This window comes from Pseudoxanthomonas helianthi, assembly GCF_017939625.1.
Lineage (GTDB): Bacteria > Pseudomonadota > Gammaproteobacteria > Xanthomonadales > Xanthomonadaceae > Pseudoxanthomonas_A > Pseudoxanthomonas_A helianthi.
The window spans coordinates 669,480-685,152 of record NZ_JAGKTC010000002.1; the positions used below are offsets into that span (position 1 = coordinate 669,480).

The 15,673-nt window shown below is 67.4% G+C and carries 12 protein-coding genes; all 12 read right to left on the minus strand.

Annotation, left to right across the window (positions count from 1 at the left end; genetic code table 11):
• Positions 1-13: 13 nt before the first annotated feature.
• On the minus strand, positions 14-3,595 hold the full coding sequence (dnaE, locus tag J5837_RS10850; protein ID WP_210536757.1) for a DNA polymerase III subunit alpha: 3,582 nt from the start codon (positions 3,593-3,595) through the stop codon (positions 14-16).
• A gap of 72 nt (positions 3,596-3,667) precedes the next feature.
• Positions 3,668-4,279: a ribonuclease HII gene (gene rnhB / locus J5837_RS10855; protein ID WP_210536758.1), complete on the minus strand. Its 612-nt coding sequence runs from the start codon at positions 4,277-4,279 to the stop codon at positions 3,668-3,670.
• A complete protein-coding gene (gene lpxB, locus J5837_RS10860) occupies positions 4,276-5,439 on the minus strand; it encodes a lipid-A-disaccharide synthase (RefSeq protein WP_210536759.1) in 1,164 nt (387 codons plus the stop codon). The genes rnhB and lpxB overlap by 4 nt, the downstream gene beginning before the upstream one ends.
• On the minus strand, positions 5,439-6,224 hold the full coding sequence (lpxA, locus tag J5837_RS10865; RefSeq protein ID WP_210536760.1) for an acyl-ACP--UDP-N-acetylglucosamine O-acyltransferase: 786 nt from the start codon (positions 6,222-6,224) through the stop codon (positions 5,439-5,441). The genes lpxB and lpxA overlap by 1 nt, the downstream gene beginning before the upstream one ends.
• 264 nt (positions 6,225-6,488) lie before the next feature.
• Positions 6,489-6,944 (minus strand): 3-hydroxyacyl-ACP dehydratase FabZ, encoded by a 456-nt coding sequence (gene fabZ, locus J5837_RS10870; RefSeq protein ID WP_210536761.1) that lies wholly within the window; start codon positions 6,942-6,944, stop codon positions 6,489-6,491.
• Positions 6,941-7,963 (minus strand): UDP-3-O-(3-hydroxymyristoyl)glucosamine N-acyltransferase, encoded by a 1,023-nt coding sequence (lpxD, locus tag J5837_RS10875; protein WP_342345531.1) that lies wholly within the window; start codon positions 7,961-7,963, stop codon positions 6,941-6,943. The genes fabZ and lpxD overlap by 4 nt, the downstream gene beginning before the upstream one ends.
• A 112-nt stretch (positions 7,964-8,075) precedes the next feature.
• The gene (gene bamA / locus J5837_RS10880; protein WP_210536762.1) at positions 8,076-10,550 is read right to left on the minus strand and encodes an outer membrane protein assembly factor BamA; all 2,475 of its coding nucleotides are present in this window, start codon (positions 10,548-10,550) and stop codon (positions 8,076-8,078) included.
• Between the two features lie 104 nt (positions 10,551-10,654).
• Positions 10,655-12,025, minus strand: a complete 1,371-nt coding sequence (gene rseP / locus J5837_RS10885) for an RIP metalloprotease RseP (protein WP_210536763.1) — start codon at positions 12,023-12,025, stop codon at positions 10,655-10,657.
• A 9-nt stretch (positions 12,026-12,034) separates the two neighbouring features.
• Positions 12,035-13,228 carry a 1-deoxy-D-xylulose-5-phosphate reductoisomerase gene (gene dxr, locus J5837_RS10890; RefSeq protein ID WP_210536764.1) on the minus strand — a complete coding sequence of 398 codons (1,194 nt, stop codon included), beginning with the start codon at positions 13,226-13,228 and terminating at the stop codon, positions 12,035-12,037.
• Position 13,229: 1 nt separating this feature from the next.
• On the minus strand, positions 13,230-14,105 hold the full coding sequence (locus J5837_RS10895; RefSeq protein ID WP_210536765.1) for a phosphatidate cytidylyltransferase: 876 nt from the start codon (positions 14,103-14,105) through the stop codon (positions 13,230-13,232).
• A 169-nt stretch (positions 14,106-14,274) separates the two neighbouring features.
• The gene (gene uppS / locus J5837_RS10900) at positions 14,275-15,018 is read right to left on the minus strand and encodes a polyprenyl diphosphate synthase (RefSeq protein ID WP_342345532.1); all 744 of its coding nucleotides are present in this window, start codon (positions 15,016-15,018) and stop codon (positions 14,275-14,277) included.
• Positions 15,019-15,060: 42 nt separating this feature from the next.
• A complete protein-coding gene (gene frr, locus J5837_RS10905) occupies positions 15,061-15,618 on the minus strand; it encodes a ribosome recycling factor (RefSeq protein WP_210536766.1) in 558 nt (185 codons plus the stop codon).
• Positions 15,619-15,673: the final 55 nt, after the last annotated feature.

Sequence of the window (15,673 nt, forward strand, 5' to 3'; positions counted from 1 at the left end):
GGTCATTGGCCGGTCAGTTGGCCCACGGCCGCGAGATGGCGACCTTGACCGTGCGGATGCCCGGCTGCGCGCGCAGGGCGTCGATCAGGCCGCTGTCGACCCGTACCGACTTGGGGCCGTTGAGGTCGAGCAGGCCGCCGACGCGGCGTTCGCGGCCCTGCAGCAGCAGGTCGAGGCGCAGCGGCGTGGCACCGGGGCGATGCGTCGCCAGCAACGCGTCGAGGCGCTCCATCAGGCCCGGTTCGCGCAGGTCCAGTCGCAGCGACAGCCGCTGCGCGTGCTGTGCGCACAACTGGTCGTAATCCCAGCACTGGCGGATGCGCAGGCTGTAGCCGCCGTTGAATTCGTCCTCGCGCAGGCCGCCGCGCACCACCAGCAGGCGGTCGCGGGTCAGCAGGTGGCCGAACTCGGCCATGGCGTCGGAGAACACGCTGCATTCGACCCGGCCGCGTCCGTCTTCCAGTTGCACGAACACCTGGCTGTCGCCCTTGCGGCGCACGCCGACGACCTGGCCGGCCAGCACCACGTTGACCTCGGCGCGCCAGCCCTTCTTTTCGCCGGACGACTGGCTGGCGCAGAGCCTGTCGAGGTCGCCCAGGTCGTGGCCGACCAGCGCCTTCAGGTCGTCGCGGTAAGGGTCGACCGGATGCCCGCTGAGATAATGGCCGAGGGTTTCGCGTTCGCCGTTGAGTTTCTGCGACAGCGGCCAGTCGTCGGCTTCGGGCAGTTCGACATGGATGTCTTCGCCGCTGGGCGAGCTCGATCCGAACATGTCGACGATGCCGGCATTGCGGTTCTTGTTGATCTGGTCGATGGCCTTCAACACTTCCGGCAACTGCAAGGCCAGCGAAGCGCGATTGCGGCCCAGCGCATCGAGCGCGCCGGCGTTGATCAGCGCTTCCAGCGCGCGCTTGTTGAGCTTGGACGAATCGACGCGCTTGCAGAAATCCAGCAGGTCGCGGAACGTTCCGCCTTCATTGCGCGCTTCGACGATGGCTTCGCAAACGCCCTGGCCGACGCCTTTCACCGCGCCCAGGCCGTAGCGCACCGTATCCGCGTCGGTGGCGACGAACATGTAGTCGGAGTGGTTGACGTCCGGTGGCAGCACCTGCAGGTCCAGCCCGCGCGCTTCGTCGAGGAAACCGACCACCTTGTCGGTCTTGTCCATGTCCGACGACAGCGTCGCGGCCATGAACTCGGCCGGGTAGTGCTTCTTCAGCCACGCGGTCTGGTAGGCGACCAGCGAATACGCGGCGGCATGCGACTTGTTGAAGCCGTAGCCCGCGAACTTCTCCATCAGGTCGAAGATCTCGTCGGCCTTGGCCGTGCCCACGCCGCCGCGCGCCGCGCCCTCGCGGAAGACCTCGCGCTGCTTGGCCATTTCCGCCGGCACTTTCTTGCCCATCGCGCGGCGCAGCAGGTCGGCGCCGCCGAGCGAGTAGCCGCCGACGATCTGCGCCATCTGCATGACCTGCTCCTGGTAGACCATGATGCCGTAGGTCTCCTGCAGCATGGCTTCGGTGCGCGGATCGGGATACTCGAACTGTTCGGTGCCGTGCTTGCGCGCGACGAACGACGGGATCATCTCCATCGGGCCGGGGCGGTACAGCGCGTTCAGCGCGATCAGGTCCTCGAAGCGGTCGGGCTTGGCTTCCTTCAAGGCGCGGCGCATGCCCGAGGATTCGAACTGGAATACCGAGCCGGTGTTGCCGTTGGCGAACACGTCGCGATAGACGCTCGCGTCGTCCAGCGGAATCGCGGTGATGTCGACCGGCTCCTTGCCTTCCTTGGCGCGCCGCGCGTTGATCGCCTTCACCGCCCAGTCGATGATGGTCAGCGTGCGCAGGCCGAGGAAGTCGAACTTGACCAGGCCCACCGCTTCGACGTCGTCCTTGTCGAACTGGGTCACCGGGTTGCGGCCGAGCGTGCCGTGGTCGTGTTCGGCGAACAGCGGGCAGAAGTCGGACAGCGGCGACGGCGAGATCACCACGCCGCCGGCGTGCTTGCCGGCGTTGCGGGTCAGGTCTTCCAGCTGCAGCGCCAGGTCGACCAGGTCGCGAACGTCGTCTTCGCTCTCGTAGCGCTGCTTGAACTCGGCGACGACGCGGTCGGGTTCCTTCTGCGAACGCTTGCTGCGGCCGATGGCGTCTTCCAGCGTCAGCGGGTCGGCCGGCTGCAACGGGATCAGCTTGGTCAGGCTGTCGACGAAGCCGTAGGGGAAGCCGAGCACGCGGCCGGCGTCGCGCAGCACCGCCTTCGCCGCCATCGTGCCGTAGGTGATGATCTGCGACACGCGGTCGCGGCCGTACTTGCGGGCGACATAGTCGATCACCTCGTCGCGCCGGTCCATGCAGAAGTCGATGTCGAAGTCGGGCATCGACACGCGTTCCGGATTGAGGAAGCGTTCGAACAGCAGGTTGTACGGCAGCGGGTCGAGGTCGGTGATCTGCAGCGCCCACGCGACCAGCGAGCCGGCACCAGAACCGCGGCCCGGACCGATCGGAATGCCCTGGTGCTTGCCCCACTGGATGAAGTCGGCCACGATCAGGAAGTAGCCGGGGAAACCCATCTTGATGATGGTGTCCAGCTCGAACTCGAGGCGGGCGAAGTAGTCCTCGCGGGTCTTGCCCGGCGCCAGCGGGTTCTTCTGCAGGCGCGCTTCCAGGCCGCTGCGCGCTTCGCTGCGGATCCAGCTGTCCAGGGTTTCGTCGTCGGGCACCGGATAGGCGGGCAGGAAGTACGTGCCCAGGTTCATCTCGAGGTTGCAGCGCTGGGCCAGCGCGACGGTGTTGTCCAAGGCGTCGGGAACGTCGGCGAACAGCGCGGCCATTTCCTCGGCCGACTTCAGGTATTGCTCGGCGTTGTACTCGCGCGGGCGTTTCGGATCGTCGAGCACGCGGCCCGAGGCGATGCACACGCGCGCCTCGTGCGCCTCGAAGCCATCGCGGTCGAGGAAACGCACGTCGTTGCTGGCGATCACCGGCAGGCCACGCGATACCGATGCGTGCAATGCGAATTGATTGAACGCATCCTCGCCGTCGCGGCCGGTGCGGGTCAGCTCGAGGTGCACGTCTTCGCCGAACGCACGCTGCCAGTCGGCGAGTTGCAGTTCGGCCAGGTCGTGGCGACCGCCGGCGGCGAGACGTCCGGCCAGGCTGTGGCGGCCCAGGATCGCGAACAGGCCCTCATGGTCTTCGCGCAGCCACTCCGGATCGATCGCCACGCCGTCGGCGCGATGGCCCTGCAGCCATGCGCGGGTCAGCAGGCGCGACAACGACAGGTAGCCTGTGCGGTCGCGGCACAACAGGGTGACCATCGAAGGCGCATCGCCGCCATCGGCGATGCTGACGTCGGCGCCGGCGATGGGCTTGATCCCGACGCTCTCGGCGGCCTTGAAGAACTTGACCAGCGCGAACAGGTTGTTGCGGTCGGTCAGCGCCAGCGAAGGCAGCTGCAGCTCCACCGCGCGACTGAGGATGTTCGGCCGCTTGGCCTTGTCCGGGCGCGCTTCATCCGGCTTCTCGGGCACTCGGATGATCGAATCCGCCATCGAGAATTCGGTGTGGACGTGCAGGTGGATGAAGCGCGGGGACATGCGGAAGCCAGCCTACCGGCAGGGGGGTGGGGCGACAAGGCTTGACAGCCGAAAGCTCGGAAAACCCGCGCTTCAGTCCTGCCCCGTGGCACGTACCGGGGCGAAACTGCGCCGGTGCTGCGGGCAGGGGCCGTGTTCGGCCAGCGCGGCCAGGTGCATCGGAGTGGGATAGCCCTTGTGCAGGTCGAAGCCGTATTGCGGCCATTGCGCGTGCAACCCGCACATGTGCCGGTCGCGGGCGACCTTGGCCAGGATCGATGCGGCCATGATCGCCGGCTCGATGGCGTCGCCGCCGATCAGCGCCTCGGCCGGGCACGGCATGTCCTTCGGCACCTTGTTGCCGTCGATGCGCGCGAACACGGCGGCAGGCTGCAGCGCCATCACGGCACGGCGCATGCCGACCAGGGTGGCCTGCAGGATGTTCAGGCGGTCGATCTCGTCGGCTTCGACGAATTCGATGCGCCACGCCAGCGCACATTCGACGATCTGCGGGTACAGGGCTTCGCGCCGCGCTTCGCTCAGCTTCTTCGAATCGTCCAACCCGGCGATCGGACGCGCGGGATCGAGGATGACCGCGGCCACCGCGACCGGACCAGCCAGCGGCCCGCGGCCGGCTTCGTCCACGCCCGCGACCAGGACGGAATCCGCAACAGGAAACAGCGGCAGCGACGTGAGCTTGGTCATGGCCTGGAGGCGTCCAGCAATTCCGCGACGGCGTCCGCCGCACGCGCGGAAGCATCTTGGCGCAGCTGTTCGTGCAGGCGCAGGTATTCCGGCTGCAGCGCGGCGACGGCGGCCGGGTCGCGCAACCAGTGCAGTACGGCTGCGGCGAGTTGCTCCGGCGTGCAGTCATCCTGCATCAATTCGGGTGCGAGGTCGTGGCCGGCGAGAACGTTGGGCAGCGCATAGCGTTCGGTCTTCAGCATGCCGAACGACTTGACGATGCGGTAGGTCAACGGGGCGATGCGGTACCCGACCACCATCGGCTGCTTGGCCAGCATCGCTTCCAATGCCGCGGTGCCGGAGGCGAGCAGGGTCGCATCGGCGGCGTACAGGCATTCGCGCGCCTGCCCATCGAGCAAGCGCACGTTCGGCAGCTGGAACTTCGCGAGTTGCGCTTCCAGCGCCTGCCGACACGCGGCATTGGCGGCGGGAACGACGATGTGCAGTTCCGCGACGGCGTCCGCGACGAGTTTCGCCGCCGCGAGGAACGGTTCGGCCAGTCGCGCGATTTCGCCGAGGCGCGAGCCGGGCAACACGGCCAGCACCGGGGCGTCGGCAGGCAGCCCGAGCCGTTCCCGGGCAGTGGCGCGGTCGGGATGCAGCGGGATTTCGTCGGCCATCGGATGGCCGACGAAACGCGCATCGACGCCGTGCCTGGCGTAGATCGGCGGCTCCATCGGGAACAGGCACAACACGCGATCGGCACTGAGCCCGATCTTCCGCGCGCGTTCCTCGCGCCATGCCCACACCGACGGGCTGACGTAATGCACGGTGCGCACGCCACGCTGCTTCAGCCACCGCTCGACGCCCAGGTTGAAGTCCGGGGCGTCGATGCCGACGAACACGTCCGGTTTCCACGACAGCACGCGTTGGCGGAATTGCCTGCGCAGCTTCAGCAGGCGCGGCAGGTGGCGCAGCACCTCGGCCAGGCCCATCACGGCCAGTTCGCCGCAGTCGTACCAGGTGTCGCAAGCGGCCGCGCGCATCGCATCGCCGCCGATGCCGGCGAACTCCGCATCGGGATAACGCTTGCGCAATTCCGCGATCAGCCCCGCGCCGAGACCGTCGCCGGAAGCCTCGCCGGCCACCAGCGCGATGCGCCTGGTGGGGGCAGTAGGCATCAGCGTTGCAGCGGCCGTTCGCCGCTTTCGATGAAGTCGAGCAGGTCGCGCACGTCGGCGCTGCCGGCGGCCTGTTCGGCGAGCTGTTGCTTGGCTTCGGCCAATGGCAGGCCCGCGACGTACAGCGTGCGGTAGGCGCGCTTGATCGCCGCGATGCGCTCGGCGTCGAAACCGCGGCGCTTCAGGCCTTCGCTGTTGATGCCGCGCGGGCGGCCATTGGCTTCGCCGGCCACCATGGTGAACGGCGGCACGTCGCCGGTCAGCAGCACGCCCATGCCGATGAAGGCGTGGGCGCCGATCCGGCAGAACTGGTGCGCGCCGGCGAAGCCGCTCATGATCACCCAGTCACCGACGCCGACGTGCCCGGCCAAGGTGGCGTTGTTGGAGAACACGCAGTGGTTGCCGACGATGCAGTCGTGGGCGACGTGGGTGTAGGCGAGCAGCAGGTTGTCGTTGCCGATGCGGGTGACGCCGCCGCCGTCGCCGGTGCCGCGGTTCAAGGTGACGAACTCGCGGACGATGTTGCGGTCGCCGATCACCAGCTCGGTGCGTTCGCCGCGGAACTTCTTGTCCTGCGGATCGCCGCCGATGGCGGCATGGCCGACGAAGTGGTTGTCGCGGCCGATGCGGGCCGGCCCGGTGATGCTGCAATGCGCGCCGACGACGCTGCCGTCGCCGATCTCGACCTCGGCGCCGACGTGGACGAACGGGCCGATGCGGACGTTCTCGCCCAGCTTCGCCCCGGGCTCGACCACCGCGCTGGGATGGATGACGACGCCGGCCATCAGGGCCTGCCCATGCCATCTGGACTGGCCACGTTATCGTGTCCGGCTGTCAGGCGGCCGCGCGCGGCGCAGCGGCAGGCTGGCCGCCTGTCCAAGCCGCGCGCGGCCGCCTGACAGCCGGACACGGCAACCCGGAGGGCCGCGCTTGGGTGCGCGCGGTGCAGCGTCATCACTCGGTCACTTATCGACATAAGTTCTCTCGTTCTTCCTTGCCCCGCACGCACCCAAGCGCGGCGTGGCCAGTCCAGATGGCATGGGCAGGCCCTAGCCCTGGGCCTCGGCGCAAAGCACCTCCGCGCTGGCGGCGACTTCGCCGCCAACGCGGGCCTCGCACGAGTACAGCGACATGTTGCGGATGTTGCGCTTCAGTTCGACATGCAGTTCCAGCACGTCGCCCGGCACGACCATGCGCGCGAAGCGCGCGTTGTCGATCTTCACCAGGTAGAACAGCTTGTCGCCGGCGACGCGGCCGTTGGAGAGTTGGCTCAGCAGGCCGCCGGCCTGGGCCAGCGCCTCGATCACCAGCACGCCGGGCATCACCGGATGTCCCGGGAAATGCCCCTGGAAGAAAGGTTCGTTGATGGTGACGTTCTTGTGGGCGACGATGCGCTTGTGCGGTTCCAGCGCGACTACGCGATCCACCAGAAGGAACGGGTAGCGATGCGGGATCAGGGTATGGATGCGGGTCACATCCACCGGCAGGGTCACGGTGTCGTTCATTCGGTTTCCTTGCTGCTTGCGCCTACGCGGCGCGCGAGGGCGTCGAGTTGCTTGAAGCGGGCGGCGTTCTTGCGCCAGGTGCGATTGTCGGTGAGCGGCGTGCCCGAGGAATATTCGCCCGGCTCGCGGATCGAGCTGGTCACCAGCGACATCGCGGTGATGGTGACCTTGTCGCAGATCTCCAGGTGGCCGAGCACGCCCGCCGCGCCGCCGATCAGGCAGTAGCGGCCGATCTTCGCGCTGCCCGCGGCGGCGCTGCATCCGGCCATCGCGGTATGCGCGCCGATGCGCACGTTGTGGCCGATCTGCACCAGGTTGTCGAGGCGCACGTCCTCTTCCAGCACGGTATCGTCGAGCGCGCCGCGGTCGATGCAGGTGTTCGCGCCGATCTCGCAATCGTCGCCGACGACCACGCCGCCGAGTTGCGGCACGTTGAGCCACTTGCCGGCTTCCATCGCCAAGCCGAAGCCGGCCGCGCCCAGCACGGCCCCCGGCAGGATGCGCACGCGCTTGCCCAGGCGCACGCGAGCCACCAGGGTGACCCGCGCCTGCAACTCGCAATCGGCGTCCAGCGAACAGTCTTCGCCGATGCTGCAGTTCGGGCCGATCACGCAACCCGGACCGATCTTCGAACGCGCCCCGATGCTGACGAACGGGCCGATGTGCGCCTCCGGCGAAACTTCGGCGCTGTCGTCGATCGCCGCGCTGGGATGGATGCCGGCCGGGCGCGGCGGCCGTGGCTCGAACAGCGCGGCGATCTTCGCGAACGCGCTGTACGGATCGCGTGCGACCAAGGCCGTGTGCGGCGCCAGTTCCGCGTCTTCGGCGCGCAACACGACGATGCCGGCATGGCTGCCGGGCAACTGGTTGCGATATTTCGAATTGGCGAGGAAGGCGAGCTGGTGCGGCCTTGCGGCGGCCAGGGTCGCCACGCCGCTCACAACGGCCCCGGCGTCGCCGTGCACGGATAGGGCGAAGCGCTCGGCGAGCTCGGCGGCGGTGATCTGGAAGGCGTCCACGTCGCCACAGTTTAACGGGTGGGCCCCTGCCCGCGAAAGGAAAGCCCGGCAGCCGCAGTACCAAAAGAAGGCCCGGACGAGCCGGGCCTTGTCGATACCATGGCGAATGGCGTCAGAAGCCGCCGCCGAAGGTGAACTGCAGGCGCTCGATTTCGTCGCCTTCTTCCTTGCGCAGCGGGAAGGCGTAGCTGATCGAAATCGGGCCCACCGGCGCGCGCCACAGCAGGGCCACGCCAGCCGATGCGCGCAGTTCGTTGGCATCGAAGTTCTTGGTGCCGTCGAATACGTTGCCGAAATCGAGGAACGCGGACACGCGCGCGGCGCGGCTGTCGAACAGCTTGGGGAAGATCAGTTCGATCGAGCCGGTGGTCTTCACCGAGCCGCCGAGCGGCTGGCCGTTCGTGTAGTAGGTGTCGTAAGCGCGTGGGCCGAGGGTGTTGTCGCGGAAGCCACGCACCGAACGAGTACCGCCGGCGTAGAAGTTCTCGAAGAACGGCAAACCGGAGGCGGTGACCGTACGGCGGTTGGCCGTTGGGTTGCTGCCGCAATCCACCGATTTGTTGTAGGCCAAAGTGGTAGATGTGGCGGGAACGGTGATCCAGCACAGGTCGCGCGTGGTGTCGCTGCCATAGCTGTCGCCGTAACCGAGCTCCGCGCCAGTGCGCAACACCAGGGCCGGGCTCAGCGACCAGTACTTGGAAAATTCGTAGTTCAGCTTGTAGTACTCGACGGTTGAGCCGGGCAAGGTGATTTCCGCCGACAGGCGCTGGTAGGTACCGCGGGTCGGCATGAAATAATCGTTGCGGGTGTCGCGCGCCCAGCCCAGTTCGGTGCGCCAGGCATGGAAGGTCCGGTTGCCGATTGCGTCGATGTAGTCGACGATCGACTGCGGAGTTCCTCCTGAAGTCAGGATCTCGTTCGAATCGATGCCAAACATCAGGCTGACGCTGTCGAATTCCGTCAGCGGTATGCCCAGCACCGCCTGGGCGGCCGCATTGGTGGTCGAGTACGACGCCGTGTTGAAGTCGGAATAATCGAACTCGCGCCACGACAGGTTGTAGCCCAGCGACATGCCTTCGTCGGTGAAGTACGGGTTGCGGAACGAGAACGCATAGCGCTGCAGGTAGTTGCTGCGCGAGGCTTCGACCGAAACCTGGTTACCACGGCCGAGGAAGTTGTTCTGCGACAGCTGCACCGAGGTGGTCAGGCCGGACAGCTGCGAATAGCCCAGGCCGAAGGTGAAGCTGCCGGAAGTGGTTTCCTTGACCGTGTAGACCACGTCGACCTGGTCGCTGGTGCCGGGTACGGCCGGGGTTTCGACGTCGACGGTTTCGAAGTAACCCAGCTGCTGCAGGCGCACCTTGGAACGGTCGATCGCGGCCTGCGAGTACCAGGTGCCTTCGAACTGGCGCATTTCACGCCGCAGGACTTCGTCGGAAGTACGGCTGTTGCCCTTGAACACGATCTGGCGCACGTTGACGCGCGGGCCGGGTACGACCTGCAGGTTGATCGCGACGGTACGACCCGTCCGGTCGACGGTGGGGATCGGGTTGACCTTGGCGAAGGCGTAGCCGATGTTCGACAGCGTCATCGTGATGCCGTCCGAAGTGGCTTCGAGCAGGCGGCGGGAGAAGATCTGCCCCTTCTTCACGAAGACCAAGCGTTCGATGTTCTCGCGCGGAAGCACGGTGTCGCCGCTGATGTTGACATCGGAAATCTTGTAGATCTCGCCTTCGGTGATGCCGGCGGTCAGGAACATGTCGCGCTTGTCGGGACTGATCGACACCTGGGTCGAATCGACGCTGAAATCGACGTAGCCGCGGTCGAGGTAGTAGTTATTGAGCTTTTCCAGGTCGCCGGACAGCTTTTCGCGCGAGTACTGGTCGTCGCGGCGGTACCACGACAGCCAGTTGTGCTCCTTCGATTCCCAGCTGTCGGTGATGTCCTTCTCGGTGTAGGTCTCGTTGCCGATCAGGTTGACGTGGCGGATCTTCGCGGCCTTGCCTTCCTTGATCGCGATGGTCACGTCGACGCGGTTGCGGTCGAGCTGGGTCACCGTCGGGTTGATCTCGGCGTTGTACTTGCCGCGGTTGTTGTAGGCGCGCTTCAGTTCCTGGGTGACGCGGTCCAGGCTGAGGCGGTCGAAGGTCTCGCCCTCGGCGATGCCGATGTCCTTCAGGTTCTTGGTCAGGTCTTCGGTCTTCAGGTCCTTGTTGCCGGTCAGGGTCAGCTTGTTGATGGCCGGACGCTCGGACACGGTGACCACGAGGATGTCGCCCTGGCGGTCGAGGCGGACGTCTTCGAAGAAGCCGGTCTTGTACAGGGCACGGATGGCGTCGCCGACCTTGGCCGAATCGACGGTATCGCCGCGCTCGATCGGCAGGTAGGTCAGCACGGTGCCGGCGGAGACGCGCTGCGCGCCGTCGATGCGGATGTCGCTGACCACGAAGCTGCCCGGGCTGGGCGCGGTCGGCGTTCCGAAGGCCGGCACGGCCAGCGGCGGCTCCTGGGCCGTCTGTGCCCAGGCCGGCGCCGCAATGGCCGAGGCCAGGGCGAGGGCGAGCAGGCGGCGGGAGGGGAGGCGCATCGTCGGTGCCGTCATTGGAACTTCCGGTTGGGGATCGCGGGTGGGGGGCAAGGGAGGCTGGAGCAGGGATTGGAGGGCCGTGGCGGCATTAGGTTCCGCAATCATCAGAATGGCAGCCGCAGGATGTCGTTGTACAAGGCCAGGCCCATCAAGCCGGCCAGCGCCGCCAGACCGGCGTATTGCCCGGCAGCCATGGCGCGCTCGCTGAGCGGGCTGCCCTTGACCAACTCGATAAGGTAATACAGCAGGTGGCCGCCATCCAAGACAGGGATCGGCAGCAGGTTGATGATGGCCAGGCTCAGCGATACCGCGCCCAGGAACCACAGGAACCAGCCCAGGCCGCGTTCGGCGCTGGCGTTGGCGGCGCGGGCAATGGTGATGGTGCCCGACAGGTTCTTCACCGAGGCCTGGCCGACCAGCATGCGCCGCATCATGCCCAGCGAGTCGGAAGCGATCTTGCCGGTCTCGCGGAACGCGGCAGGGATGGCGGCCAGCGGATTGAGGCGCTGCAGCGCGTCGTACGGGGGCATCTCGGTGGCTTTCGCTTCGATGCCCAGGCCCCAGTATTCGACGCCATCCGGCGTCTTCATCCGGCGCGGGGCCATCGGGAAGGCCAGGCGCTCGCCTTCGCGGTCGACCTCGACCATTGCTTCGCCACCGCGCTGGCCGAGCACGGCGACCTTGGCCTGGAGGTCGGCGAGGTCGTGGATCGGCGCCCCGTCGATGGCGGTGATCTGGTCGTCGGGCTGCAGGCTGGCCGCGGCCGGCGAACCCGGCGCGATCTTGCCGATCACGGCCGGAGGTAACTGGAACTGCCAAGCCATTCCGGCCAAACCCAGGACGTTTTCCTGGTCGAACCCGGCCGGCAGTTGCGACAGCTTCAGGGTATGCGTGGAAACGTCGCCGTCCGCGCTTTCGGCTTCGATCCTGGCGTCCTGTCCGTCGATCGCGGCGATGGTCAGCGCAGTCGCCGCGTCGCTCCACGTGGCCACCTCGCGGTCGCCGACTTTGACGATGCGCTCGCCGCGCTGCAGGCCGGCCTGCGCGGCCAGCCCCTGCACGTGGCCGACAGTGGCCGAATAGTCCTGCTTGCCGACCACGAACATCGCCCACAGCAAGGCCACGCACAGCACCAGGTTGGCGATCGGGCCGGCCGCCACGATGGCGATGCGCTGGGCCACCGGCTTGCGGTTGAAGGCCTGCGCGCGGTCGCTGGCTGCGACCGGCGCGTCGCCTTCGTCCAGGGTGTTCTCGTCCAGCATCTTCACGTAGCCGCCGAGGGGAATGGCGGCGATGCAGAACTCGGTACCGTGGCGGTCGCGGCGCGACCACAGCGGCTTGCCGAAGCCGACCGAGAAGCGCAGCACCTTGACCCCGCAGCGGCGCGCGACCCAGTAGTGGCCGAATTCGTGGAAGGTCACCAGCACGCCCAGCGCGACCAACATCCACCAGATTGAGCCGACCAATTCACTCATTGTGTTCACTCATGGGGCGAACTGGGCGATCCGTTGGGAAGCGAAAGCGCGGGCCTGCGCATCGGCCGCCAGCAGCGCCTCCAGCGAATCGGCCGGGGTGGCGGGCAGGGCGGCAAGGGTGTCCTCGACCAGCGCAGGAATGGCTAGGAAACCGATTGCGCCCTGAAGAAAGGCTGAAACGGCCACTTCATTCGCCGCGTTGAGAACGGCCGGCGCGGTGCCGCCCGCCACCAGCGATTGCCGGGCGAGACGCAGGCAGGGGAAAGCGTCCAGGTCCGGCGCTTCGAATTCCAGCTTGCCGTGCGCCAGCAGGTCCAGTCCAGCCACGCCGGATTCGATGCGTTCGGGCCAACCCAGGCCGACCGCCAAGGCGGTGCGCATGTCCGGCAGGCCGAGTTGCGCCAGCGTGGACCCGTCGCTGAACTCGACCAGCGCGTGCACCAGGCTCTGCGGATGCACCAGCACGCCGAGTTGTTCGTCGGGCAGGCCGAACAGATGGTGGGCTTCGATGACTTCCAGGCCCTTGTTCATCAACGTGGCCGAATCGACCGAGATCTTCGGCCCCATCGACCATTTCGGGTGGGCCACGGCCTGCGCGGGGGTTACTTCGCCCAGTTCGGCGCGGCGGCGGCCACGGAACGGGCCGCCCGAGGCGGTGAGCACGACCCGCCGCACATCGCCCTGAGCGCGGCATGAACGCAGGCATTGGAAGACCGCGTTGTGTTCGCTGTCGATCGGCACGATTTCAGCGCCGGCGCTGGTCGCTGCGCGCATCAGCAGTTCGCCGGCCAGCACCAGGGATTCCTTGTTCGCCAGCAGCAGGCGCTTGCCCGCCCGCGCCGAGGCGAGGGTGGACGGCAGGCCGGCCGCGCCGACAATCGCCGCGACCACGCTGTCGCATGCGTCGCCGGCGACCAGCGCGTCGAGCGCTTCCATGCCGGCGTGCGCCTCGGTGGGCAGGCCGGCGGCGCGCAGGCCATCGCGCAGCGCGACATGGCCGGCGGGGTCGGCGATCACCGCGTGGTCCGGACGGTGTTTCCGGCACAACTCGAGCAGTGCCTCGACCTTGCTGCCTGCGGCCAGCACGCTGGCGCGGAAACGGTCGGGGTGGCGCGCGATCACGTCCAGCGCGGACGCGCCGATCGAGCCGGTTGCGCCGAGAACCGCGATCCGACGAATGGAGGAATGGCCCGCCGCGCTCATCTCACAATCCCAGCAGGTCCTTGCCCAGTGCGAATACCGGCAACGCGGCGAACACGCCGTCGAGGCGGTCGAGCACGCCGCCGTGGCCCGGGATCAGGTTGCTGGAGTCCTTGGCGCCCACGTGACGCTTGAGCAGGCTTTCGAACAGATCGCCGACGACCGACGCCAACACGGTGACGGCCGCCAATCCGGCCATCGCCGGCACCTGCGCCACGGTCAGCCCGGCGAACGATGCCAGCAACAGGCCGACGCCGACGCCGGCGAACAGGCCGCCCAGCACGCCTTCCCAGGTCTTGTTCGGGCTGATGTTCGGGGCCAGCTTGCGCCGGACCAGCTTGCCGCCGAAATGGCGGCCGGCGAAATACGCGCCGCTGTCGGCGGCCCAGACGATGGCGAGCGCGGCCAGCAGCCAGACATGGCCTTGGCGGATGTCGGCCACACCGGTCGGGTCGGCGTCCTGCACGTGGATCAGGCCCAGCGCGCACCAGGCGGGCACCACCGACAGCGTGCCGGCGGCCAGCTTGAACATCCGCGCCCAGGTCTCGTGGTCGGATGCGAAGCGGGGAAAACGCAGCCACAGCAGGGCGAACAGCCACCACACCGTGCCGACCAGGATCACCAGCTGGAACAGCACCGGCGAAAACCCGCTGCTGTCGCGCGAGGCCCACACCAGCAGCACCATCAGCAGCAGGTTGGCCACCAGCAGCACGGTGCGGGCCAGCGTGTCGTCGACTTCGGCCAGCTTGAACCACTCCCACAGTGCGACCAGGAACACCAGCGCCGCGGCGACCAGCAGCCATTGCGTGGGTAGCAACAGGATGCCGGCGATGGCGAACGGGATCATCACCAGGGCGGCGAGCACGCGGGTCTTGGTCATGCTTCGGCCCCTGGGAACGGTTCGCGATTTTGGTCGAAAGCATTTTCGACACGGATCAACGCGGATGAACGCGGGTACGGCCCGGAACAGTGGCGATTTTTCTGCTTGTGCACGTGGATATGCGCGTCATCCGCGCCCATCCGCGTTGATCCGTGTCGAAAAGTGTTGTTCATGCGGCCCCCCCAGCCTGCGCGACCTGCTCGCCGGTCAGGCCGAAACGGCGCTCGCGCTGGGCGAAATCGTCCAGTGCGCGCTGCAGCAGGGTTTCGTCCAGGTCGGGCCACAGGGTTTCGGTGAACCACAATTCGGTATAGGCCAGCTGCCACAACAGGAAGTTGCTGACCCGATGGTCGCCGCCGGTGCGGATGAACAGGTCCGGCGGCGGCAGGTCGGCCAATGCCACGTGCGCGGCCACGGCGGCTTCGTCGATGTCTTCGGGACGCAGGCGGCCGGCGGCGACTTCAACGGCGAGCGCGCGTGCGGCGCGGGCGATATCCTGGCGGCCGCCATAGCTGGCGGCGATGCTCAGGTCCAGCGCCTGGTTGGCGGCGGTCAGCGCTTCGGCGGCCTGCATCCGGTCGCGGATCGCGGGCGCGAAGCGCTCGCGATCGCCGATGAAGCGCACGCGCACGCCGCGCCGGTGCAGTTCGTCGACCTCGCGTTCCAGCGCGTTGAGGAACAGCTTCATCAGCGCGCCGACTTCCTCTTCCGGCCGGCCCCAGTTCTCGCTGGAGAAGGCGAACAGGGTCAATGCGCCGATGCCGCGGCGCAGGCAGAAGTCGATGCACACGTTGACCGCGCGCGCGCCGGCGCGGTGGCCGATCATGCGCGGCCGGCGGCGGCGCTGCGCCCAGCGGCCGTTGCCGTCCATGATCACGGCAAGGTGGCGGGGAACCGTCGTTTCGCGGCTCACGGGCGGGTTCGTCCAGGCGTCGTCTGCACGCGCGGCAACCCGTCAGACCGCCATCAATTCCTGTTCCTTGGCCTTGACCACCTCGTCGACGTCCTTGATCGCCTGGTCGGTCAGCTTCTGGATTTCCGCTTCGCTGCGGCGCTCATCGTCCTCGGTGATGGCCTTGTCCTTCAGCAGGTCCTTGACCTGCTGGTTGGCGTCGCGGCGGATGTTGCGGATGGCGATCTTGGTTTCCTCGCCGTTGCCGTGCACGACCTTGCTCAGCTCCTTGCGGCGCTCCTCGGTCAGGGCAGGCAGGTTGATGCGGATCGTGGTGCCAGCGGTGTTCGGGGTCAGGCCCAGGTCGGAAGCCAGGATCGCCTTCTCCACCGGCCCGACCATGTTCTTTTCCCACGGAGTGATGGTCAGCGAACGCGCGTCGCTGACCACGACGCTGGCGACCTGGGTCAGCGGCATGTCGGAACCGTAGTAGTTGACCTTCAGGTGGTCGACCAGCGCGGTGGTCGCGCGGCCGGTACGCAGCTTGGTCAGGTCGTGGCGCAGGGCTTCGACGCTCTTGGCCATGCGCGCCTGCGCGTCTTTCTTGATTTCGTTGATCATTGGGTTTCCGCGCCGAAGGTTGGCTTAATCGCCGGATTATAGGCGAAGGCGGGAC

Bases quoted from the DNA above. Each gene is read 5' to 3' on its own strand.
- rseP (WP_210536763.1), bottom strand. From the start codon at position 12,025: ATGAGTGAATTGGTCGGCTCAATCTGGTGGATGTTGGTCGCGCTGGGC.
- bamA (WP_210536762.1), bottom strand. From the start codon at position 10,550: ATGCGCCTCCCCTCCCGCCGCCTGCTCGCCCTCGCCCTGGCCTCGGCC.
- fabZ (WP_210536761.1), bottom strand. From the start codon at position 6,944: ATGAACGACACCGTGACCCTGCCGGTGGATGTGACCCGCATCCATACC.
- dnaE (WP_210536757.1), bottom strand. From the start codon at position 3,595: ATGTCCCCGCGCTTCATCCACCTGCACGTCCACACCGAATTCTCGATG.
- rnhB (WP_210536758.1), bottom strand. From the start codon at position 4,279: ATGACCAAGCTCACGTCGCTGCCGCTGTTTCCTGTTGCGGATTCCGTC.
- lpxA (WP_210536760.1), bottom strand. From the start codon at position 6,224: ATGGCCGGCGTCGTCATCCATCCCAGCGCGGTGGTCGAGCCCGGGGCG.
- J5837_RS10895 (WP_210536765.1), bottom strand. From the start codon at position 14,105: ATGACCAAGACCCGCGTGCTCGCCGCCCTGGTGATGATCCCGTTCGCC.
- dxr (WP_210536764.1), bottom strand. From the start codon at position 13,228: ATGAGCGCGGCGGGCCATTCCTCCATTCGTCGGATCGCGGTTCTCGGC.
- frr (WP_210536766.1), bottom strand. From the start codon at position 15,618: ATGATCAACGAAATCAAGAAAGACGCGCAGGCGCGCATGGCCAAGAGC.
- lpxB (WP_210536759.1), bottom strand. From the start codon at position 5,439: ATGCCTACTGCCCCCACCAGGCGCATCGCGCTGGTGGCCGGCGAGGCT.